This is a genomic window from Butyrivibrio sp. M55 (assembly GCF_900116865.1).
Lineage (GTDB): Bacteria > Bacillota > Clostridia > Lachnospirales > Lachnospiraceae > Butyrivibrio.
In genome coordinates this window covers 155464-178245 of record NZ_FPCD01000004.1, presented here as the reverse complement: position 1 = coordinate 178245, position 22782 = coordinate 155464, and the positions used below count along the sequence as shown (strand labels likewise).

Annotated in this window: 24 protein-coding genes; 4 read left to right on the top strand and 20 right to left on the bottom strand. The window is 41.4% G+C overall.

What is annotated here, in order from left to right; translation table 11 throughout:
- Window positions 1-16: 16 nt before the first annotated feature.
- The 3 genes from BM398_RS06795 to BM398_RS06785 all read left to right on the top strand — a co-directional run bounded on the left by BM398_RS06795 (window position 17) and on the right by BM398_RS06785 (window position 2071).
- On the top strand, window positions 17-493 hold the full coding sequence (locus tag BM398_RS06795) for a phosphatase PAP2 family protein (RefSeq protein WP_242949772.1): 477 nt from the start codon (window positions 17-19) through the stop codon (window positions 491-493).
- Between the two features lie 194 nt (window positions 494-687).
- Window positions 688-1248, top strand: coding sequence for a phosphatase PAP2 family protein (locus tag BM398_RS17385; protein WP_092336991.1), 561 nt, complete (start codon window positions 688-690; stop codon window positions 1246-1248).
- A gap of 1 nt (window position 1249) precedes the next feature.
- Window positions 1250-2071, top strand: coding sequence for a CPBP family intramembrane glutamic endopeptidase (locus BM398_RS06785; protein ID WP_092336990.1), 822 nt, complete (start codon window positions 1250-1252; stop codon window positions 2069-2071).
- A gap of 66 nt (window positions 2072-2137) precedes the next feature.
- Here the strand turns inward: BM398_RS06785 and BM398_RS06780 are convergent, their stop codons facing one another.
- From BM398_RS06780 to BM398_RS06770, 3 genes are all read right to left on the bottom strand, one after another.
- Entirely contained in the window at window positions 2138-3085 is a 948-nt protein-coding gene (locus BM398_RS06780; RefSeq protein WP_026655931.1) for an NmrA family NAD(P)-binding protein, read from the bottom strand.
- A gap of 109 nt (window positions 3086-3194) precedes the next feature.
- Window positions 3195-4550 (bottom strand): MATE family efflux transporter, encoded by a 1356-nt coding sequence (locus BM398_RS06775; protein WP_092336989.1) that lies wholly within the window; start codon window positions 4548-4550, stop codon window positions 3195-3197.
- A 52-nt stretch (window positions 4551-4602) separates the two neighbouring features.
- Window positions 4603-5856 carry a DUF2130 domain-containing protein gene (locus tag BM398_RS06770; protein ID WP_026655933.1) on the bottom strand — a complete coding sequence of 418 codons (1254 nt, stop codon included), beginning with the start codon at window positions 5854-5856 and terminating at the stop codon, window positions 4603-4605.
- 123 nt (window positions 5857-5979) lie between these two features.
- Between BM398_RS06770 and BM398_RS06765 the strand changes: the two genes are divergently transcribed.
- Window positions 5980-6552 carry a rhomboid family intramembrane serine protease gene (locus BM398_RS06765; protein WP_092336988.1) on the top strand — a complete coding sequence of 191 codons (573 nt, stop codon included), beginning with the start codon at window positions 5980-5982 and terminating at the stop codon, window positions 6550-6552.
- Window positions 6553-6604: 52 nt separating this feature from the next.
- On the opposite strand, the gene BM398_RS17125 is transcribed toward BM398_RS06765, so the two are convergent.
- The 17 genes from BM398_RS17125 to fabD form a co-directional block, all read right to left on the bottom strand.
- Entirely contained in the window at window positions 6605-8629 is a 2025-nt protein-coding gene (locus BM398_RS17125) for a CotH kinase family protein (protein ID WP_175531868.1), read from the bottom strand.
- 22 nt (window positions 8630-8651) lie between these two features.
- Window positions 8652-9323 (bottom strand): DUF4956 domain-containing protein, encoded by a 672-nt coding sequence (locus tag BM398_RS06755; RefSeq protein WP_092336987.1) that lies wholly within the window; start codon window positions 9321-9323, stop codon window positions 8652-8654.
- Between the two features lie 46 nt (window positions 9324-9369).
- Entirely contained in the window at window positions 9370-10056 is a 687-nt protein-coding gene (locus BM398_RS06750) for a polyphosphate polymerase domain-containing protein (protein ID WP_330390559.1), read from the bottom strand.
- A gap of 127 nt (window positions 10057-10183) precedes the next feature.
- Window positions 10184-11470: a sensor histidine kinase gene (locus BM398_RS06745; RefSeq protein WP_139233791.1), complete on the bottom strand. Its 1287-nt coding sequence runs from the start codon at window positions 11468-11470 to the stop codon at window positions 10184-10186.
- Window positions 11464-12141 carry a response regulator transcription factor gene (locus BM398_RS06740; RefSeq protein WP_092336984.1) on the bottom strand — a complete coding sequence of 226 codons (678 nt, stop codon included), beginning with the start codon at window positions 12139-12141 and terminating at the stop codon, window positions 11464-11466. The genes BM398_RS06745 and BM398_RS06740 overlap by 7 nt, the downstream gene beginning before the upstream one ends.
- 448 nt (window positions 12142-12589) lie before the next feature.
- Window positions 12590-13228 carry a type I phosphoribosyltransferase gene (locus tag BM398_RS06735; RefSeq protein WP_026667162.1) on the bottom strand — a complete coding sequence of 213 codons (639 nt, stop codon included), beginning with the start codon at window positions 13226-13228 and terminating at the stop codon, window positions 12590-12592.
- 94 nt (window positions 13229-13322) lie between these two features.
- Window positions 13323-13727 (bottom strand): amino acid-binding protein, encoded by a 405-nt coding sequence (locus BM398_RS06730; protein WP_026667161.1) that lies wholly within the window; start codon window positions 13725-13727, stop codon window positions 13323-13325.
- A 137-nt stretch (window positions 13728-13864) separates the two neighbouring features.
- Window positions 13865-14239: a response regulator gene (locus tag BM398_RS06725; RefSeq protein ID WP_092336983.1), complete on the bottom strand. Its 375-nt coding sequence runs from the start codon at window positions 14237-14239 to the stop codon at window positions 13865-13867.
- A 125-nt stretch (window positions 14240-14364) separates the two neighbouring features.
- Entirely contained in the window at window positions 14365-16023 is a 1659-nt protein-coding gene (locus BM398_RS06720) for an AMP-binding protein (RefSeq protein ID WP_092336982.1), read from the bottom strand.
- Window positions 16024-16031: 8 nt separating this feature from the next.
- On the bottom strand, window positions 16032-16787 hold the full coding sequence (gene accA, locus BM398_RS06715; protein WP_092336981.1) for a carboxyltransferase subunit alpha: 756 nt from the start codon (window positions 16785-16787) through the stop codon (window positions 16032-16034).
- 22 nt (window positions 16788-16809) lie between these two features.
- Window positions 16810-17643 carry an acetyl-CoA carboxylase carboxyltransferase subunit beta gene (locus tag BM398_RS06710; RefSeq protein WP_092336980.1) on the bottom strand — a complete coding sequence of 278 codons (834 nt, stop codon included), beginning with the start codon at window positions 17641-17643 and terminating at the stop codon, window positions 16810-16812.
- 3 nt (window positions 17644-17646) lie between these two features.
- The gene (locus BM398_RS06705; protein ID WP_092336979.1) at window positions 17647-18975 is read right to left on the bottom strand and encodes an acetyl-CoA carboxylase biotin carboxylase subunit; all 1329 of its coding nucleotides are present in this window, start codon (window positions 18973-18975) and stop codon (window positions 17647-17649) included.
- A 1-nt stretch (window position 18976) separates the two neighbouring features.
- Complete coding sequence (fabZ, locus tag BM398_RS06700) at window positions 18977-19417, bottom strand: 3-hydroxyacyl-ACP dehydratase FabZ (protein WP_026513850.1); 441 nt, start codon at window positions 19415-19417, stop codon at window positions 18977-18979.
- 9 nt (window positions 19418-19426) lie between these two features.
- Window positions 19427-19858: an acetyl-CoA carboxylase biotin carboxyl carrier protein gene (locus BM398_RS06695; RefSeq protein WP_092336978.1), complete on the bottom strand. Its 432-nt coding sequence runs from the start codon at window positions 19856-19858 to the stop codon at window positions 19427-19429.
- Between the two features lie 12 nt (window positions 19859-19870).
- Window positions 19871-21106, bottom strand: a complete 1236-nt coding sequence (gene fabF / locus BM398_RS06690; protein ID WP_092336977.1) for a beta-ketoacyl-ACP synthase II — start codon at window positions 21104-21106, stop codon at window positions 19871-19873.
- A complete protein-coding gene (fabG, locus tag BM398_RS06685; protein WP_092336976.1) occupies window positions 21099-21839 on the bottom strand; it encodes a 3-oxoacyl-[acyl-carrier-protein] reductase in 741 nt (246 codons plus the stop codon). The genes fabF and fabG overlap by 8 nt, the downstream gene beginning before the upstream one ends.
- On the bottom strand, window positions 21839-22768 hold the full coding sequence (fabD, locus tag BM398_RS06680; protein WP_092336975.1) for an ACP S-malonyltransferase: 930 nt from the start codon (window positions 22766-22768) through the stop codon (window positions 21839-21841). The genes fabG and fabD overlap by 1 nt, the downstream gene beginning before the upstream one ends.
- Between the last annotated feature and the right edge of the window lie 14 nt (window positions 22769-22782).

Here is a 22782-nt window from a genome sequence, read left to right as displayed (position 1 = left end):
GGAATTGGACAAAAAAATGCTTTTTTTCACCGGTTTGGGTGATAAAACTATACTTATCGCATTGTTTTTACTTGCTCTTATTATTATTCCAAAGACCAGGAAATATGGCATTCAAATGGCAATTGCCGTAGTTATCTCTGTACTGATCGTAAACGTAGGTATAAAACCTTTTGTCAAGAGATGCAGACCTTGTTGGCTGGAACCGAACATACCACTGCTCATTCCTGTTCCGCACGATTATTCCTTCCCGTCGGGACATACAAATGCATTTTTTGCAATGGCAACGGCACTGTATCTGAAAGACAAGAAACTCGGAATCCCCGCTCTTGCACTTGCTTCAATAGTAGCGTTCAGTCGTATGTACTTATTTGTTCACTGGCCGACGGATGTAGTAGGAGGAATCATCACAGGTTTTGTAAGCGGCAAGATCAGCTATAAAATCACCAATCCTTTCTCAGGATTATTCAAAAAGAAAAAACGAAGAAGAAGATAATTAAACAATTACCGCATCCATAGAAGCAAAGGTAGCAAATATGCGCCTTTGCTTTTTTATATGTTATGCAATATTTTAAAAAGATGTTGACATACCTTGTCTGTCGTAGTATATTACTGTTCAGATCGAATACCACGTCAAACGTAGTACGATAATAATAGTATGACAATCATAGCATTTAAAGGAGACAGAATATGCCACAGGATTTAGGTACAGTTTTTTATTTTGATTGGGAACTTAGATTCCTACACTTTTTGCAAAGCATTCATAATCCGATATTAGATTCGATTATGTTATTTTTCACTAATTCAGCTCCCATAATTTCGATTTTGATATTTGTATCGATTATCTTTCCCAAAACAAGAAGGATAGGGATTCAGATATATCTTGCATTATTCATTTCCATACTCATAGTAAACTGCGGCATGAAGCCTTTTATCATGAGATGCAGACCTTGTTGGCTGGAACCCGGTGTGAAAATGCTAATAGAGCTCCCTCATAGCCACTCTTTCCCATCAGGTCATTCAAGTACATTTTTTGCAATGGCAACGGCAGTGTTCTTAAGTAATAAGAGATTCGGAATACCTACCCTTGCGGTTGCATCCATAGTTGCCTTCAGCCGTTTATACTTATTTGCTCACTGGCCGACGGACGTTATCGGTGGAATCCTTACAGGCACTTTGAGCGGTGTTTTGAGCTTTTTGATAATTGACGCACTCATCAATATTTTTAGAAAAAAAGTAAAGGACAAATAATATGAAAACAAGTTTAAGATTGACAAAGTATTTAGGTGGCATCGTTTTAGCACTCATACTGATATTTACTCTTCCCGGAATAATTGTTCAGCGAGCAAATATTACTAACAAATCATTAATGGAAATTGTTTATCTGCTTTCGATCATTGCTATTCTCTCAGCAGTGATAATCGGGTTCGGAGAAAAAAGTGTTTTCCATTTTTCTTTCAAAAGCTTTAAAGATACTTTCACTATTGGCAGTGTCATGACTGCTGTTACATTATTCTATCTTATAACAAACATGTATAGATCAATAAAAGAATACGGCACTCCGCTCATGGATACAAAATCTGTTATTTCGTTCTTAATAACTGTTTTTTTAGGTGCCGGTATTCGTGAAGAATTACTCACCAGAGGTTTCTTACTTACATTCTTCAAAAAAGCCTTTGGAAAAAGCAAAGCTTCCTATCTGTTTGCAATGACATTATCATCACTTATTTTTGGTGCAATGCACTTATCAAATCTTAACGGTGCAACAAATCCGACACCTATATACGCTCAGATCATTTATGCTGTGGGAATCGGTTTCTATTTAGCGGCACTTTATTTAAGAACAGGAAATCTATGGGGAAATATAGTATTGCACTACCTCTTCGACATCAGTTTAATGGTATACCCTATGATCTACGCTAACAGAGAAGATATGGATGTGCTCATCGGAGAATGGCTTGGTAACGGAATCATCCTTAAGTCCATTCTGATTCTGATTGTATCGGTATTGCTGGGACTTTACCTTATCAGAGACAGTAAGATGAAAGATGTTTATCAGACTGTAGAAAACTAAGTTTCCCAAAAACAAAGAGTACTTCTTGGAAATATCACATAATCAAGAAGTACTCTCTTTTTTCAATTATTTCTTATCTTTCGAATGTCTCTCACCGATCTGGAAGTCATCACTGTGAGCGAACATGAAATCTACGGTGATGGGATCGTCGCCTGTAAGTTTCTTGAAGTCATCGGTATGAACGGCCATCTTGCCTTCTCTTATCGCCTGTGCGAAAGTTACCATACCGTCACTTGAGAACGGCGCTTCGCTTCCTTTTTTGAAAAGACCGTCTGTCGTTCTCGGAACTCCCATAGCATCAAAGATCTTGTAATTCTCTTCATCTGTAACAGCCTTGTAGCTTATGTTGTTGCCGGTTTCTTTGTTTCCAATCTCGACAAACTTAGTGATCGTCATCAGCTCTTTTCCATTGATATTTAGAGTTGCATGATCATATTCGGATGCGCGGTGAAGAGCGTATGCAACAGCTTTTGCACAGTCTTTTCTTGAAATGTATGCCATAAGCCCGTCGCCCTGGCTGTTTGTAAGAGGTGCATTCGCATGTACATATGTAAAGTAATTGGTGATCATAGCTTCTGCATACTGGGAATTACGAAGGAAGATATAATCAAGGCCTTCGCCCTTAATGTAGTTCTCAGTGTAGATATGATCAAGCTTTTCAATCGAAGGATTGGTCTCATCACCGGCATTTACAAGGGATGTGTAGATAATCTTTTTTACACCCGCTTTTTTCGCCGCATCGACAGCATTTTTATGAGCGCTCTGCCTCTTCTCACCGACAAAAGGCATAGAGATAAGAGCAAGAACATCTGCACCCTTAAATGCTTCCGCAAGCCCGTCCGGATAGTTGAAGTCCGTCACATGTGTCTCAACTCCCTGAGCTGCAAATCCCTTAAGTGAATCTTCACTGTAGCCGCAGAATATAAGATTACTCTTATCTTCCAATGTCAGCAGCACTCTCGCTGCCTCAGCGCCAAGATTTCCATCAACACCTGTAAGTAACAGTTTACCCATGAAAATACCTCCTTCTATGAAATTGTTATGATATAAGGTCAAAAGCTTAAAACGCATACATGCTTGCATGCTAAACGTTTTAAATTTTAAACTATACCCTTATATTATATCACTTAAACTTTCTAAGTTCCGAATATGCAAACGGAACCGCAATAAGCGTAGAAAGTACATCGGCACATGGCTGCGCAATCTCTACTCCTGTAATTCCAAAGAACCTTGGAAGAAGCAGTATCATTGGAAGGAAACAGATACCGTTTCTCGCAGATGCCGTAATTGAAGCCTTAACTCCCTTTCCTATAGACTGAAGCATCATATTACTCATTACAATAGGGCCTGATAAGAACAGCGTCGCGCACTGGAATCTGAGCGCCTTTACACCAACCTCCACGGCAGCTGCGTCCTTGGAGAAAAGAGCTATCAGATTCGGTGCAAAATAGAAACATACCGCTCCGAGTCCCAAAAGGAAGATTGATGCATATTTAAGGCAGAAAAAGAATCCCTCTTTTACCCTTGCCGTAAGTCCTGCGCCGTAGTTAAACGAGCATACGGGCTGATATCCCTGGCCAAATCCTATAAGTGCCGAAACCATAAGCATAAGGATTCTTGTTGCAACAGACATTCCGGCAATTGCCGCATCGGCACCTATGCTTCCCGCAGTTCTGTTAAGAACGAGAGTTGCTATAGCCGCAAGTCCCTGTCTTGCAAGTGAAGGTCCCCCTCCGTTTGCTATCTCAAAGAGGTAATGCCCGTTAAGTCTGACCTTCTTAATACTAAGCTTTATATTTTCACCCTTGGTCGTTCCGATAAGAAGGACAAAAAAGCTTGTGATCTGTCCCATAACCGTTGCGATTGCAGCTCCCGTAACTTCCATGTGAAATACCATGATAAGAAGCGGATCGAGTATCATATTCATCGCAGCACCGCTCATAAGACCGATCATTGCGTAATATGCGCTCCCCTGGAATCTGAGCTGATTATTTATAACAAACTGCGCCATCATAAACGGAGCGCCAAGCAATATGATCCTCATGTACTGCTTTGTAAATGTCAAAGTCTGCGCACTCTTTGCACCAAGCGCACCTGCTATATCTGTCAGAAAAATATTTCCGATCAGCGCAAAAGCAATTCCGAGAATAATCGACAGTGCAAAACCTGTAGATGCCATCTCATCTGCTTCTTCATACTTCTCGGCACCAAGCATTCTTGACAGATAGTTTCCCGATCCGTGTCCGCAAAAGAATCCTGCTGCCTGAATGATCGCCATCACGGTAAAAACAAGTCCTACAGACGCGGTAGCTGCGGTATTTACTTCCGGATTACTTGAAACTCTCGATACAAAGAAAGTATCAGCCGTGTTATAAATTCCCGTAACCAGCATACTTATTATGGTTGGAAAAGATAATGTCATAATAAGCTTCGGTATTGGTGTTGTAGTAAAGTATTCTCTTCTGTTTTGAGTAGACATTTAGATTAGCTCCGATATAAATTATTTCCTGCAATAAATGCAGCAAAAAACATTATAGCACACCTTTTGCTTCTTCGAACTTCGCCTTCATGGTCGGATTACCACGCGTAAGCTTCTTTACGCTGACATCATCAACCTTGCTGTTTGCGATCCTGAGCTGATTGTCGGAACCGAGAAGTTCTTTTTTCACCTTCTCAAGGTGCTGAATAGTCTTATCTATTTCATCTATAGCCTTGTCAAAATGATTGTGTGCTATCTCGTAATTTCTTGAAAAATCATTTTTGAACTTCATCAGACTGTCTTCAAAGTTTGAAATATCAATATCCTGATTACGCACAAGCTGAAGCTCCTGCTTGTATTCAAGCGCTGTAAACGCGGCGTTCCTAAGAAGCGTAATGATGGGAATAAAGCACTGCGGTCTTACAACGTACATCTTGTCATATTTGTATGAAACATCAACGATTCCGGCATTGTAGAGCTCACTGTCACTCTCAAGAAGAGATACCAAAACAGCATACTCGCAGTTTTTCTCCTTGCGGTCCTTATCAAGTTCTTTAAAAAAGTCCTCATTCTTGTGCTTCGTCGCAGTCTCATCCATCTCGTTCTTCATCTCGAACATTATAGAGATTATCTCAACGCCGTTCTCATCACACTCTCTGTAGATATAATCGCCCTTACTTCCGCTTCTTGCATCATTATCTTTTTCAAAATATGCATTTCTGAAAGCGGTCGCACGAAGCTGGTTAAACTGTATCTCGCAGTGTTGCTCAAGAGTCTCACCGACCATCTTTGTCGACATCTTGGTTTTTAAGTCTTTATAGAACTCGACTTCCTTCTCTTTCTGTTCAAGAAGGATCTTTCCCTTTTCTTTTTCCTGATTTAGGGCGTTTTCAAGTTCATGTTTCTCATCGTTAAGAGCATTGGCAAGCTCGTTCTTCTCTGTTTCCACTTTTCTTACGGCTTCAAGAACGGCAAGTTTTGTCTTGTCCTCAGCACCTTTTACTTCCATGGAAAGAAGACTCTTCTCTTCAAGAGCCTTATTAAGCTGCGCTCTAAGGTCATCTAGTTCCTTTTGATGATCCTCTTTTTCCTTCTCATACTGAGCTTTGCTCTTTAAGATAATCTCGTTCTCTTTTGCCGCAAGCTCAAGCTCATGCTTTTCTCTATAGTGTCTTTCAAGCTCGGAAACTCGGCTCGAAAGATCTTTTTCAAATTCTTTATCTCTTATCTGCTTCATAATGGAACCCAGTTCCGTATCGTCAACCGTAAAAGCCTGTCCGCAGTGCGGGCACTTAAGTTCTGCCATTTTTACCCTCCATCGATCGATCAGTAAAAAATATCTATATCCATAATATGATGTGAAATTAAAAAGGTCAAAGTTATTGAAGAAATGTGCTATTATAGAAACATTAAGAAAAGTGAGGTTTCTATGCGAAGATTAAGAATTACATTTAATTCCCCGGTAGTTTTGGGATTTATGTTGCTAAGTTTTGGCGTATTGGAGCTGAGCGCCTTTACAAACGGCTTTTCCGACCAGCTCCTGTTTATGACCTACAGGTCACCACTTACCGATCCGCTTACTTACATCAGATTTTTTACGCACGTACTTGGACACAGCGGTTGGGAACATTACATCAGTAACGCATCCTATCTATTATTGCTCGGTCCCTTACTTGAAGAAAAATATGGATCTAAGCCGATCATTCAGATAATTGTTATCACCGCACTTTTTACAGGAATTGTAAACTACATACTGTTTGAAAATGTAGCTTTGTGCGGCGCCAGCGGAGTTGTATTTGCCTTTATCCTCCTTACGTCATTTACAAATTTCAGACAAGGAGACATTCCGCTGACATTTATACTGGTTACTGTCGTTTTCCTGGGACAACAGATTCATGACGGATTATTCCTTCAGGACGATATATCAAACCTGTCACATATCATAGGTGGTGTCATCGGTGCCATCATCGGATATCATCTTAACAGAGACGATTATTATTAAAAAAGTGTATTCAAAAGGGAAACGCCGTTTAATGCGTTTCCCTCTTATATTTTTAGAACTTTCGTCTTTTATATTTAATTATAAATACAAGTGCTCCTGCCATAATCGCAACATACAGTCCAAACAGAGCATATTTTTTTACATCTGCCTTTGAATTGTTCCTGTCTTCCATAGGTCCGAATCCATTAGGTGGTTGCATCTGCCCCTGCTGCCCATTGCCGCGTTCCCGCTTAGGACGTTTTACGGCATTGTTATCTTGTGAGTCTTGCGACTCTGATTCTCCTTCTTTTTTATCACCGCCGGGACCGCCCATATCGAATTGTCCCATTGCACTGACATCAATTTCCGAACCGTCGATGAGAGCAGATGAATCCTGTTTCTGACCTTCGTCGGTTGAAGGTATTGTACCGTCAAGCTGTCCTTTAATGCTTTCAGCTCTGAGCTCCACTGTTTTATACAGCATTTCACATGCCGTTTCATATTCTTCATAGCTGTAGAATGCAGTCGGATCTTCTTTAACCAGTGTATCTATCTGACTTCTGATCCTGTTATAAGTTTCCTCGAATCTTCCGCCATCGATATACTCTTCTACAAGCTGTCTCAGATACTCATGGTATTTTTCCAGATATTCATCATTTTCCAATAATGCATCAAAGAAATCTGTTGCCGAGAACGGAGTATCTATCGCATCGTTTATCATCTCGGTTCCTTTATCGCTGTCTTCTCCGCCTCTTCCCATGGCTGACATTCCGCCAAACGAAAGATTATAATCCCAAGGTAAAATATTCAACTGTCCATCATGCTCATAAAGATAATAGTTATGTGCCATATTTCCGGACAGGCTGTCCAGATTTACCGCAAAAGTATGTACAGCCATGTACTTAAGAATATTATCGACATCAAGATATTTCTCTATGTCAGTTCCTTCACTTATATTCTTAAGCGCCTTAACCACTCTTTTATGATCGCCGTCTGCAGTCTCTGTTATCTCGCCGTCCCATATAGTCGAATAGCTGTCAAGGTCGTCATCTATATAATTAAGATTCGCGCCTCCTTTGCCCATCATAGGGCCACCACCTTCCATTCCTTCGGGAGGTGACGGAGGATTGTCGGGATCAAAATCTTCCATACCATCCGGCGGTGTTGGAGAATTAGCAGAACCAGCACCATTCATACCATCCGGCGGTGTTGGAGGATTGTTTGAATCATCACCTTCCATGCCGGGAGGTGATGGCATATTAGCAGGATCAAAGCCTTCCATGTCAGGCATTTGTGGAGGTTCTCCGGGGGTATCGCCCTCCATGTCAGGCATCTCCTGCGGATTAAAATCGCCAAAATCCGGTTTGCCGTCTTCACCAAACGGTGGCATTCCGCCTCCCGGACCTTGTTGCGATTTTGCTCCCTGTTCGGATTTGGGTTTATTATCGCTTCCGCCGCCCATTCCCATACTTTCGGGCTTATAAAGCTCTCCGTTCTGGGTTCCGTAGTTTCGGAGCAAGAAGCTCTCTTCAACAGCTTCCAATGCAAGATATACACCCTTATACTCACCGTTTAGTGATACAGATGCATAATTGTACAATGACGAATCTGCTCCGATAAAGTTAAACATGTCATATATGATCGCCTCTTTCATATTGGTGGCGTCAGCGTAGTTATTGTTTAGAATAAGCTTATCAAGTCCAAAGCAAGTCTGGCCTTCTATGAAATGACCGAACTCCAGCTTAAAGCTGTACCTGTCGGTATCCGGGTTCATCGCTATTGACGAAAGGGATGTGTTTCCCTTGGGACGAATCGCAACATTTTTAAATGTTTCGCCACATATCTCGACATCGCAGGTGTAGTATTCCTCGGACATCGCATTTTCCAGCATCTTATTCCATTCTTCTTCATCCATTTTGATGTTTATAGTTATTGCTTCATCTGTATTAAAAAGCTTGCTTGGATATTCCATTAAAATGTTCGCGTTTTCCGCATATTTATTACTTTTTCCAACGATCAATCCGGCAAGCAGACATATCACTACAGCTACGGCCATGATGACCATCACAATTTTATCAATATGCTTGTTCGTAGCCATAACAAGGCCCTCCTATATAACTTCAACTCATGTACTCGCCGTTAAAAGCAACAAGCGTAGCGCTTGATACGCCGTTAACATCATTCACACGATTTACAAAACTTGTTGCCGCATTTTTTGTACGTACCTCAACAGTAAATTCAATTCCGTCGTCGGTAACAGTCTTAGATTTTACGATAAACTTATCCACTTCTTTTTTAATAATGCTGTATACCTTCTCCTCCGCTCTCTCGTCAAAGCAGTCGACAATAAGGATATACGGAATATTTGAGACCTTCTTGTTGGCAAACAAAACAAGTATAATTCCAATTATCACAGAGCCGATCACAGCAAGAGGGATCATTCCTGCCCCAACTACAATTCCGGAAGCAAGTGCCCAGAACAAAAATACTATTTCCATAGGCTCTTTTATGGCTGTACGGAAACGCACAATAGAAAGTGCTCCGACCATACCGAGTGACAGTACAACATTTGATGTAACCGCCATGATCACAAGATTGGTTACAAGAGCAAGTCCTACAAGAGTCATTGCAAAGCCTGTAGAATACATAACTCCGCTAAATGTCTTTTTATAGATCAGATAAATAAACAATCCTATAGCCAGCGCAAAGGCCATTCCTATCAATGTATCAACAACAGAAAACTGTGTTACGCTTTCCAAAAAACTTGATTTAAAAATATCGTTAAATGACATTATTATTTCCTCCTTCAAATGAACAGATTTGTGTATCTAAATTTTTTTATCCGAATCTACGGCATGCGCCGTATTTTGAAAATGCCTGTCTGGTTATGTTATTAACCTGTATCAGGTCCTGTATCACCGATGGCAAAAATGCATCGTATTTCACTTCAAGTATCATATCCTCAGGGTTATCCGTCGCACTTATGTCCCTGACCTCCCTTGTCAGAAACTCCCTGCTATATAGCGTTGTTCTTATCCTCGAATCGAATGTAACCCTGACATTACCTGCTTTATATATATAAGGCTCGCGTACATACGAAACCAAAACCCTCGGAACAAGTCTTTGATATCTCATCTTTGCATACAGCTCTTTTACCAGTTCATGCGGACTGTCTTTCATAAATTCAAGATTGCCGTCAAGAATCATTCTGCACTCGCTTTCGGTTATCCTTGCATCATATTTAAGACACAGGTCGTTGATCTTCATTTTCTTTTCAAGTGTTATAAAAGAAAAATCATCATTGTAATACCTGATACGAAACTTCTCACGTTTCTGTATGCCGTCAATCTTCTCTCGAAGTGCTTTGTCATCACTGTTATCAAAATATATGCTCCTGATCTGATAAAGACCTTCCGAATTTGTATGTGGATCGGAGATCATTATATTTCTGAGCCGGTTTCGCATTGCTATGTACTCGGAATAAGAAATACTGTATTTGAGTTCATGTCTGTAATGCTTTTCCACTATCCTCTTTTTCTCCCTTCTTTATCATCTTGAAGCCATAATATATTCCCAACCTGAAATGAACCTGAAAAACAATTTAAAAAATCGTAAAAAAAGAGAAGCCCCTTTTCGACTTCTCTTAACCTGCTTAAATTATAACTTTTATCGTCATTGTCTTACCGCTTGGGCACTCCGCACTTATCGTGCCGCCATGGGCTTCTGCCGCAGCCTTAGCGATTGCAAGTCCGACACCGGTACCGCCCGTCTCCGTACTTCTTGATGAATCGGGTCTGTAAAAACGGTCAAACAACTTATCCGTATCAGGTATCGCACTTAATTCGCATGTATTAAATACCTCAATTATCGCCTTGTTTTTCTTTTTATATACACTTAATCTGATCTCTGCGTTTTCATCGGAGTATCTTATCGCATTATCAATAAGCACCGACAGCATCTGATGAATTGCCGATTTGTCACCGTAAATATTCACATTGTCCTGAATATCCGCGGAAAAATTCTTTTCACTTGCCTTGGCCTGAACTTCAAACACCTCGAATATTTCCCAGGCAGCCGAACTCAAGGAGAAATGTTCCTTGTCGGGAAGCGGAATATCTTCATCAAGCCTCGATAGCTGAACAAGTTCGCTTACAAGCTTACTCATTCTTCCCGTCTGCTTTCTGATATTATCTATCCACTCGTCATTCTCATGTTCCATACTAAGAACATCCAGACTTGTACTTATTGATGTGAGCGGAGTTTTAAGTTCATGGCTTGCATCCGTGATAAACTGCTTCTGCCTGCTGATATTTTTGGCTATAGGGCGTATCGCCCTGTTTGAAAAAAGAACTACCAATATAAATACAAGTAAAAGACTTACAATCGAAACCGCAATCGTCAGCGACCTTAGTGTGTGCATAAATTGCAGCTCTCTCATGGAATTAAGAAAAACTATCACCGTGGAATCTCCCAGTTTAGCTTTTCCAAATCTGAATTCTTTTATATATCCACGTTCTTTTTTGCCCGAGTAAACCTGTTCGGCAAGCTGCTTTGCTCCGGAAGCATCGACTGATGCGACAAAATCAAGCGATGTTGACATGACAATACCACTACTATCTAGTCGTGCAATAAAAAATCGCGTCATATAGCCCGCTTCCGCATCGGGAGAATTCTGAAAAGGGCCATCAGGCGGCGGTCCCGGCGGAGTTCCGTCCGGGCTTGGTGGATTTCCTTCCGGCCCCGGCTGCCCCGGTATCATTCCGGGTGGCATCTGCGGATTTCCCGCCTCAAATTCCTGAATGTAATAAATAGTTTCATCAAGCCGCTTTGTGACAACGGTATAATTTATCAGATTCACAAGAAAGGCAACCATAAGTATTACTGCCAAAAAAGCTGCCATTGCTGCGATTATCACACGGTAACGCATTCTTTTCAGCATGAGGTCACCTCCAGTGCATATCCGATGCCACGCATTGTCTTTATTTCCACATTGGCTTTGATCTGCCTTAACTTCTTTCGAACATACCCTATGGTAGTCCATACCACATCTACATCAGATTCCGTATCATAGCCCCATATCTTTTCCATCAAATGCTCTGTTGAAAAGACCTGTCCCGGATGAAGGACAAACAGTTCGATAAGTTGAAACTCCTTGTTGGTAAGTTTGACACTCTTTTTACCAACGCTCATTTCATACTTGTTACTGTCAAGAACTATATTACCGATACTCTGAACAGAATCGTTGTAGTTGTCGCTTCTTCGTCCGAGTGCCTTAACCCTTGCAATCAGTTCACTTGTGGCAAAAGGTTTCGGAAGATAGTCATCGGCTCCCGCTTCAAGCCCTGCCACTCTGTCTTCTATCTCAGCCTTGGATGTAAGGAGCAGGACAGGCGTCCTGATTCCGTTCTGCCTTATGAGCGACAGAACTTCAAGCCCGCTTTTTCCCGGCATCATAATATCAAGCACGATTACTTCATACGAACCCTCTTGTATGTAATCCCACGCATCATCTCCGTTATGCACAATATCCACGGAGTACATCGCTTTCTCCATCAGGAGTTTAAGCGCTTTCGCCGTTGCAACCTCATCCTCTGCGATCAGAATTCTCATATACGCCCCTCATTAAACGTTTTTACATCTTTAAAACATCTATAAATTAATAATATGATGTAAATGAAAAAAGGTCAAAGATATGAGCAAGCTTTGTCATATTCAGAATAATAGCAGATGTCACTACTATCTGGAAGAAATATTATTTCATTCCAATCAGCAAATTGTCCAAAAAGAAATCACAAATCCCATTAACTAATTAGTTCATTTGTGGAAAAATTGAAAGTTTTATTAAATCGATTTCTTTATGATTAATCGTGTGATATAAATATATCGATTGGTTTTTTGGTTTTAAATTTGAGAAAAGAGGGATTGGAATGGCAGAAGTAAGTAATAGTTCTACTATGTTATCACAAGAAGAAATAGATAAGCTTATTAAAAAACTCGAAGAAGAAAAAGAGAATAACGCATAATATAAGGCTCGTCGCTATGACGAGCCTTATTTTTTCTATAATGTTGAATATCCAAATCCATTGCAGATTGCATCAACAGGAACTCCGCTTTTGCACAGAGGGCACGAGTCCTGCGAAGCAGTTGAGTAATCCGGAAGATCACGCACCGTGAACAACGCACGGATCGGAATGTTTTCGATCTGAGTAGCTAAAGAGAAGATCGCGGATATTCCAACAATTTCCCCTTTATAAAATCTAATAGACTCAAGAGCGCTCTTTAAGGTCTTTCCGGTCGTTGCTGAATCGATAAGGATAAGCACCTTCTTTTCATTTATCATGTGCTGATTGTTCTCACGAAACATCATCTGACCGTTGACATTGTATTCGGGTGCCGTAATGTACATGGACTTATGGGAATTCATGGATAATATTCCTGCCTCGGTAAGCTTATTGGCCATGTATGAGCCAACCACTTCCATTCCGTCAAGACACAGGATCGTATCGATAACATCGGAAGACATGTACATCTCAGCAAGCGATTCACCGGCCGCACGAGCCTCTTTCATTCTTGCTTTGGTATCACACAGATCAATATAGTAATTAACATGGGAATTAGGGGTTATGAAATGTCCCTTTGTATAACGAAGAATTACGTCAGTATTTCCGGTGTATTCAAGTTTTTTGTATCCTTGCATGTGTACCCTCCTATGAGCCCATCGGCAAACAACAAAACAACCTAAATCTTATTACCATATTTACTTACAATACCATTATAATTTATATCTTATATCAGATGCAATTATAGCCTCTATTAATAAGGATGTTTTCAACCTGTGCAATGTCATCTGTATGTATCACCATAATAGGAAGACCTGAATCACGGTTAAAAGAAAGATATGTGTAATTTACATTTATATTGCTGTCAAATAAGGTCTTTAAGATTTTATCCAAAGATCCGACTTCATCCTGACACTCAACGGCAAGAACAGGAGTTGTCTTGCAAATGTAGCCTGCGCTGCTGAGTACTTCGATGCTCTTTTCAGGATCTGAAACAACCATTCTTATTATTCCATATTCTGCAGAATCATTAGTTACAGATCCAAGGATATTGATTCCGTTTTGGCAAAGAATCCCTGTAACATTCTGTAAGCATCCTTTTTTATTTTCTGCATAAATAGATATTTGCTTTAACATATAATTGCCCCTCTTCCAGTTGATTTATGCATGTATTCTAACATTGCACTTTATTATTGTCCAGTGTAAAAGAACTGTCAAAATCAAATAAACAGCGAGGCTACATGCTTTATATAGCCTCGCTTATTATAATTATATTACTCTTCTTCCTCTTCAAACGCCTTATTTACCGCTTTCAAAACATCTGAAGCGCTAAATGGCTTAACAATGAAGTCTTTGGCTCCCTTTTTTATCGCCATGACTATCATTCCTTCATATTTCTGATCGGAACACATGATCACACGCGCTTTGGGATCAAACTCCATCACGGAAGTCAAAGCATCTATCCCGTTCATCTTAGGCATATTTATATCAAGAACCATAAGATCGGGCTTCTTTTCTTTATACATATCAACTGCCTCGCCCCCGGTAACAGCTTCACCAACAATCTGATATTCATCTACGCTAAGCGCATTTTTTATCATCTCTCTGAATAATGATGTATCATCTGCTATAAGAACCTTCTTTTTCATGAGTTTGTCTCCTTATCTGAAATACAACCGTCTAAGAAAATACTTATTTAATCAGAGTTTCCATATATATATTATGTCTACAAAAGCACATATATTTCAAATAAAATATTGATAAAAAATGAAGGTCACTTTTTGTTTAGTCTGGCTATATCCGCCTGCCTTATGCGGGCTCTGCTTATCTTTCCGCTGCTTGTTCTTGGTAATTCGTCTACGAATTTGATTATCCTGGGATACTTGTATATCGCAACACGCTTTTTTACGAATTCCTGAATCTCAGTTCCGAGCTTGCCTGTATCTTCAACGCCATCTTTGAGGATAATGCTCGCTTTTACAACGGCGCCTCTGTTCTTTGAAGGAAATCCCGTAACAGCGCACTCAAATACCGCAGGGTGGCACATTATAACGTCCTCTACTTCGGAAGGTCCTATACGGTAGCCGCTCGATTTAATGACATCGTCATTTCTTCCCAGGAAAAAGAAATGTCCGCTTTCATCCATGATAGCTTTATCTTTTGTATGATAAACGCCGCCGCGCCAAACTTCCTTATATAATGCCTCATCACCGAGGTATCCCTTGAATATACCTATAGGTCTTTTGTCCCCTTCGGGAATTATGACTATCTCGCCCTCTTCACCTACAGCAACAGGTTTATTATCCTCATCGACCAAAGTCACCTTATATAAAGGAGACGATACACCAATGGAGCCCTTTATCTGCTCTTTGCCTACAGGTGTGCATATCTGTAGCGCGGTTTCAGTCTGGCCGAACCCTTCGCGAATGCGGATTCCCGTCATGTCAAAAAACTTTTCCGCTACTTCTTCAGGCATCGGCTCGCCGGCAGTTGTCGCATTTTTTAAATTGCTAAGATCGTACTTGGAAATATCTTCCAGAATAAGATACTTATAAATAGTAGGCGGAGCACAGAACGTGCATATCTTTTCCTCAGCGATAAGCTTCAGCAGATCTGCGGCATAGAACTGCTCATAGTCATAGACCATTATGGCTGTTCCTATAAACCACTGGCCATACAGCTTGCCCCATGCAGACTTAGCCCACCCTGAATCGGCAACCGTAAGGTGCAGTCCGTCATATTCCACACCGTGCCAGCATTTAGCCGTGTAGATATGTGCTATCGGATATGAAAAGTCATGTATTACCGCCTTTGGCGCACCGCTTGTACCTGACGTAAAATAGTAAAGCATATTGTCATTTACATCGGTACTTATTCTGTCAAGTTCCTCAGAAGCTTCTTCCATGATTCCCGCAAAAGAGATTGTATCCTTATAGCTGTCTCCAACTACAATCTGAATGACATCATGCCCTGAAACGGCGCGTTCCACTTTATCACAGATCTGCTCTGAATTAACACAGATTACGGCCTTTGCTCCAGAGATATTAATTCTCTCTTTAATATCCTCGGAAGATACCATATGTGACGTAGGTATAGCTATTGCTCCAAGCTTATGAATCGCAAGAATGCTGATCCAGAACTCATATCTTCTTTTTAGAAGGAGCATTACAGGATCCCCTCGCTTTATTCCAAGCGATTTAAGAGCATTTGCAGCTTTATTGGTAAGTCTTTTAAGATCACCGAAAGTAAATCTCGTATCCCTGCCATCCATGCTTCTGTGCACCATAGCAAGCTTATCGGGACATTCTTCGGCAAATTTGTCTATCACATCATAAGCGAAATTGAAATTATCATCAAAACTCGTTTCAATACTTACTATATTTCCGTCTTTATCGCATTTTTCCTTATAGTATTTTTGATATATGTTAATCATCTTTGCCTCTAATATCCGACTCTTCTGAATTTTTCATATCTTTCATCGGTAAGTGTATCAATATCCGTAGCCAACAATTTCTTAAGCTCCGAATATATATCGTTTTCTAAGTTCTCAAAAGAATCATTGCTACAAATCTTATCTATAAGCCCCAGTTTGTACAGCTTCTCAGCCGTAAGATAAAGAGCATCCGCGACCACATCTGCTTTTTCCGTACTTTTCCATAAGATATTCGCGCAACTCTCAGGTGATACCACGCTAAAATACGCATCCTCCAGCATCCATATTCTGTCCGCATGTGAAAGAGCAAGTGCGCCTCCGCTTCCACCTTCACCGATCACTATTGATAATATGGGTGTTCGAAGATCTGACATCTCATACAGATTCTCGGCAATGGCTCTTCCCTGACCGCGTTCCTCCGCATCTACACCGCAGAAAGCACCTGCTGTATCTATAAAGCACACTATCGGTCTGTGAAACTTTTCCGCCTGCTTCATGAGTCTCAAGGCTTTTCTGTAGCCTTCGGGATGAGCGCTTCCAAAGTTATGAGCTATCCTGTCTTCGGTATTCTTACCTTTTTCAATTCCGATAACCGTCACAGGCATGTCTTTTATCATTCCTATACCTGCGATAACGGCTCCGTCATCACCAAAGTATCTGTCACCGTGAAATTCAATAAAATCACCGATAACGGCGTTCATATAATCAACCGCCGTGTACCGATTGTCACTTCGTGCACCGAGCACGATATCATAATCTCTCATATCTGCCCTCTTGTATTCTTCTTTAGCAGTTGTGAATCTTAAGTATCTTTTCAAGGTAATCCCTTTGCTTATCTCTTGTTACAATGTCATCTATAAATCCGCATTCCAGAACTCTTTCTGCTTTCTGGAAGCCCTTGGGAAGCGCTCTGTTAAGAGTCTTCTCAATAACACGGGGGCCCGCAAATCCTATCCTTGCTCCGGGCTCTGCAAGCGTTATGTCCGCAAGCATCGCAAAGCTCGCATCCACGCCTCCTGTCGTAGGATTGGTCAAAAGATTTATATACAGATTTCCCGCATTGTTATGTCTTTTAACCGCCGCGGAAACCTTAGACATCTGCATAAGAGAAAGCATTCCTTCCTGCATTCTTGCTCCGCCGGAGACTGTAACTCCGATAACGGGAAGGCTCTTTTCGGTGGCATATTCAAAAAGACTTGTAATGCGCTCTCCGACAACCGCTCCCATGGATCCCATCATGAAATTTGCATCCATTGCAAAAATGCATGTTCTGTAGCCACCAATCGTTGAAACACCGCAGATAACGCCCTCATTCTCACGGCTCTTTTCCCTTGCCGACTGCAACTTGCTGTCATACTCTGGGAAATCAAGGATATTCTTTGACTCAAGATCTCCGAACAATTCCACAAAACTTCTTTTATCCGAGAGCATAAGTATTCTGCGCCTTGCTCGTACAGGAAAATAATATCCGCAGTTCGGACATACGAAATTGTTTTTTCTTATCTTGGCTACGGCAGTTTCTTTCTGGCATCTCTTACATGTAACTTTTCTGCTTTTTTGTTTAACATCACCGTATTCAAGCTCATTATTCGCTTTTAGAAAAAAACTTTTTAATTCCATAGTTTACAAAACCTTCTGACATATTCCCGTGTCATAATTACCGACAACAAACTTGCCGTTGTCCATGAACTTCATATGCATCTCTCTGTTGTTATCAACACCGACAAGCACAAACTCTGAGAGTGCACTTTTCATCTTACGGATCGCACCGTCCCTTGTATCCGCACAGACTATGAGTTTACCAAGCATGGAATCATAGAACGGAGTCACCTCATAGCTCTGATAGAGCGCCGAATCAAATCTCACGTCTACTCCTCCGGGAATATGTAAAAGCTCAACCTTTCCGGTAGACGGTCTAAAGTCTACTGAATTTTCCGCACAAATCCTGCATTCAATTGCATGTTTATTGTGCGCGATATCTTCCTGATTAAAAGGAATATCTATTCCTGCCGCGGTCCTTATCTGCCACTCAACTATGTCTATGCCGCATACCATCTCAGTCACGGAGTGCTCAACCTGAAGACGGGTATTCATTTCCATAAAATAGAAGGAATCCCCTTTCACAAGAAACTCCACGGTTCCGACAGTTACATAGCCAACCGTTTTGGCAAGATCTGAAGCCGCTTTGTACATCTTTTTACGTGTTTCGTCAGATAAAACCGGAGCAGGACACTCTTCTATGAGCTTCTGGTTTTTGCGCTGAACAGAGCAGTCTCTGTCGCCAAGGACAATTACTTTTCCTCTCTGGTCCGCAAGAATCTGAACCTCAACATGCTTTACATTCTCGAGATACTTCTCCATGAAGATGGCATCATCTGCAAAAGAGCTCTTTGCTTCCTTTTTTACCTGCTCAAAAGCCGGTATTAATTCACTTTCCTCTCTTACAACGCGGATTCCTTTTCCGCCACCACCGGCTCTCGCCTTAAGTATTACCGGATATCCTATCTCTTTTGCCCATCTGATCGCAGCCTTGTTGCTCTCTAAGATGTCGCTTCCGGGTGTAACGGGAACTCCCGTGCTGACAGCAATCTGTCTCGCAATCTCTTTTTGCCCCATCTTCTCCATAACTTCGGAACCGGGGCCGATAAGCGCGATATCGTTTTCTTCACACTTCCTTGCAAACTCAGGATTCTCGGAAAGCATACCGTATCCGGGGTGAATTGCTTCAGCTCCGACTGCCTGAGCTAACGTAATTATGACGTTAATATTCAAATAGCTGTCGTTTACTAAAGGTCCGCCGATGCAGTAGCTCTCATCAGCCATCTCTACATGAAGTGCGTCTTTGTCTGCATCGGAATAAACCGCAACGGTCTCTATTCCCATTTCCTTGCATGCTCTGATAACACGTACGGCAACTTCACCACGGTTTGCTATAAGAATCTTAGAAAACATGTCACGCTTCCTCTCTTTCTCCAACTTCCGTAATGGCAAAAGAAAAATCTCCGCTCATACATTTTTTCCCATCTACAGTCAATTCCCCATGAAGTACATACATGGGATGAAAAGACCTTATTACCTTAGTGTCGACTCTGATCCTGTCTCCGGGCTTAACCATGTTTCTGAAACGAACCTTATCAAGTCCCGTATAAACAGGGATAACTCCACCGTTTGCCATCTTATCGGCAAAAAGAACGCAGGCAGATTGTGCCATTATCTCGCACTGTATTACTCCGGGCACGATGGGATTTCCGGGAAAATGTCCCTGCAAAAAGTACTCATCGCCGCGCACGTTGTAATATCCCGTCGCAGTTCCATCCTCGTTAAGATACGCCTCATCAACAAGGAGCATCGGCTCTCTGTGAGGTAATATCTTCTTCAATTCTTCTCTATCCATAAATTCCTCTTATTCAATCACAAAAAGTGTCTGTTTATACTCAACAAGCGCGCCGTCTGTGACACAGACTTTCTTGACAACACCGCTCACGGGAGCTTTTACTTCGTTCATCATCTTCATTGCCTCGATGGTGCAAAGTACGTCTCCTTCGGATACTTTGTCGCCTTCTTTTATCGCCTTTTTTTCTCCTACAGAAGCATAGAAAATTCCAAGAAGTGGTGCGTTTACTTGTGTTCCACTAACCTGCTCAGATGCATCTTCCTTAGCTTGAACGGCCGGAGCACTCTCCTTCTGTACCGGTGCTGCTTCTACTACTTTTACGCTCTCGGTCTTGATGGAGTTCTCTCTTTTCATTTGAATCTTAAAGTCTCCTTCTTCGACAGAAAGCTCTGTTAAATTCAATCTTAAAAAAAGATCACCGTACTCTTTTAATGAACTCATATTTGCCCTTTCTCAATTAACTTTCTTAAATGCTATACATGCGTTGTGTCCGCCAAATCCGAGTGATGTGCTGATCGCATAATCAACATCAACGTTTTCAGCTTTGTTTACCGTATAGTTAAGATCACACTCTTCATCTTTCTCTTTGTAATTGATAGTAGGAGGTATGATTCCTTCGTTAAGTGCCATAACTGACGCAATTGCTTCAACGGCACCTGTTGCACCCATCATGTGTCCGGTCATAGACTTCGTTGAACTGATATGGATGTCATAAGCTTTCTTACCAAAGACCTTCTTGATTGCCTTTGTCTCCATCGCATCGTTAAGGTGTGTACCTGTTCCGTGTGCATTGAAGTAAATCTCGTCGTTATCGCTTACTTTTGCTTCCTTAACTGCAGCCTGAATTGCTCTTACAGCGCCGTCTCCTTCAGGATCGGGAGCAGTGATGTGATAAGCGTCTGATGTGTTTCCGTATCCTACAACCTCAGCGTAGATCTTAGCTCCGCGCTTCTTTGCATGCTCATATTCCTCAAGGATAAGGATTCCTGCACCTTCGCCCATTACGAATCCGCCTCTTCTCTTATCAAAAGGAATGCTTCCTTCCGAAGGATTTTCTGAAAGGTTGAGAGCCTGGCAATTGATGAATCCGGCCATAGCAAGTTCGTTTATGGAAGCTTCACTTCCACCTGCGATGATCGCATCTGCATAGCCGTGCTTGATAACTCTGTATGCTTCACCGATAGTATGTGTTGAAGTAGCACATGCTGTAACGATAGGAAGTGTAGGCCCCTTAGCACCGAATTTGATAGATACGGCACCTGCTGCCATATTACTGATCATCATGGGGACAAAGAAAGGAGAAACCATCTCGGGTCCCTTTTCATCAAGCTTTCTTGTCTCACGGATTGTTGTATTTATTCCACCGATTCCGGATCCTATATATACACCAAAGCGCTCTTTATCAAGATCGCTCTCTAAGATTCCACTCTGCTCAACAGCCTGTCTTGCAGCAGCCATTGCATACTGCATGAAAAGATCTGACTTACGGATTTCCTGAACGGTGTCATAATATTTTTTAGGCTCAAATTCTTTTACTTCTGCATCAAGGCTAACCTTAAGTCCTGAAGCATCAAATCTCTGAATTTTGTCAATGCCGCATTTTCCGGACTTTAAGCTATCCCAAAAAGTATCGATATCATTTCCAACCGGTGAGATTACTCCCATTCCTGTAACAACTACTCTACACATACATTCCTCCATCTACTTTTATAACTTCGCCTGTGATATATGAAGATTTCTCACTTGCAAGGAACAAAGCAAGTTCCGCAATATCTTCCGGCATTCCGAGTCTTGCAAGCGGAAGCTGCTTCTTAAGCTCATCTGTCTGAGCTTCGGACAGCTGGGCTGTCATCTCGGTAGCTATATATCCGGGCGCGATGGCATTGCATCTTATATTCTTTCTGCCATATTCCTTAGCTACAGTCTTGGTAAAACCAACTATTCCTGCTTTTGAAGCGGCATAGTTTGCCTGACCTTTATTTCCCATCAGTCCTACTACAGAACTGATATTTATAACATTTCCACCTTTTCTCTTTATAAAATTACGGATAAAAGAGCGTGTTACATACATTGTTCCTTTTAAGTTAATGTCAATAACATCGTCTATATCCGCAATGCTCATTCCCGGAAGCAAGTTATCTCTTGTTATTCCGGCATTATTTACTACTATGTCAACTCCGCCGAAGTCTGACAGAATTTCCTCCGATACGGAAGTTACCTGATCGGCATTTTTTATATCACACAGATATAGCTTTACATCTGTACCGTTCTTCTTAAGTTCTTCAATGGCGGCCTGCGCCTTTTCATTGTCTTTTGTAGCGATTATCGCAAGGTTCGCACCGTTCTCTGCGTATTTCTTCGCAATGGCGTTGCCGATTCCTCTTGTACCGCCTGTAATTACAGCAACTTTTCCCTTTAACATTATTTTTTCAGCTCCTCTACAACTTTGTTCAAAGAATCGATATCGCTTACGTTATAAATGTTTGCTCCGGGAACAGTTCTTTTTACAAATCCGGAAAGTGTCTTTCCGGGGCCGCATTCTATGAAGGTGTCAATTCCTTCAGCCGCCATGTTATTAAGTGTCTCTTCCCACTTAACACTGTTTGATATCTGATTCGAAATAGTATCGATTATGCCTTCTTTATCAACGGGATACGGCTTTGCTGTCATATTGGCATATACCGGAGTCTCAGGTCCGTTTATGCTATATAACTCTTCGTTTTCTATCTCTTCCTGTAACCCTAAAGACGCCTCTTTCATATATGGTGTATGGAAAGGGCCGCCTACTGCGAGAGGCACGAATCTCACACTTTTTTCGGAAAGAGCGCCTTTCAACTTCTCAATCCTGTCTTCCTCCCCGGAAACAACAATCTGTCCGGGGCAATTGTAATTGACAGGATATACTCCGAATTCATCGCATAATGACTCAAGCTCACTCTTATCCATTCGCATAACAGCGATCATGCTGCCTTTCTTGGCATCTGCAGCTGCCTGCATGAGCTTTCCTCTTTTACATACCAGTCTGAATGCGTCATCTTTGGCAAGTGCCCCTGACATTCCCATAGCAACAACTTCTCCGAGTGAAAAGCCTGCAACCACGTCAGCTTTTATTCCGCTGTTTTCAAGCGCGATTGCACTTGCAATATCAGCCAGAAAAAGGCAAGGCTGTGTGTTCTCTGTTTTTTTCAGCTCTTCTTCCGTTCCCGAAAACATCTGGTTAAGTGTTCCGGGTCTTACAGATTCGGCAGTGTCAAAAAACTCCTTCACTTCAGTGATATTCTCATATAGGTCTTTTCCCATTCCGGCGTACTGACTCCCTTGACCGGCAAATAAAAATGCGATTTTTTTCATATTTTCTCCACTTT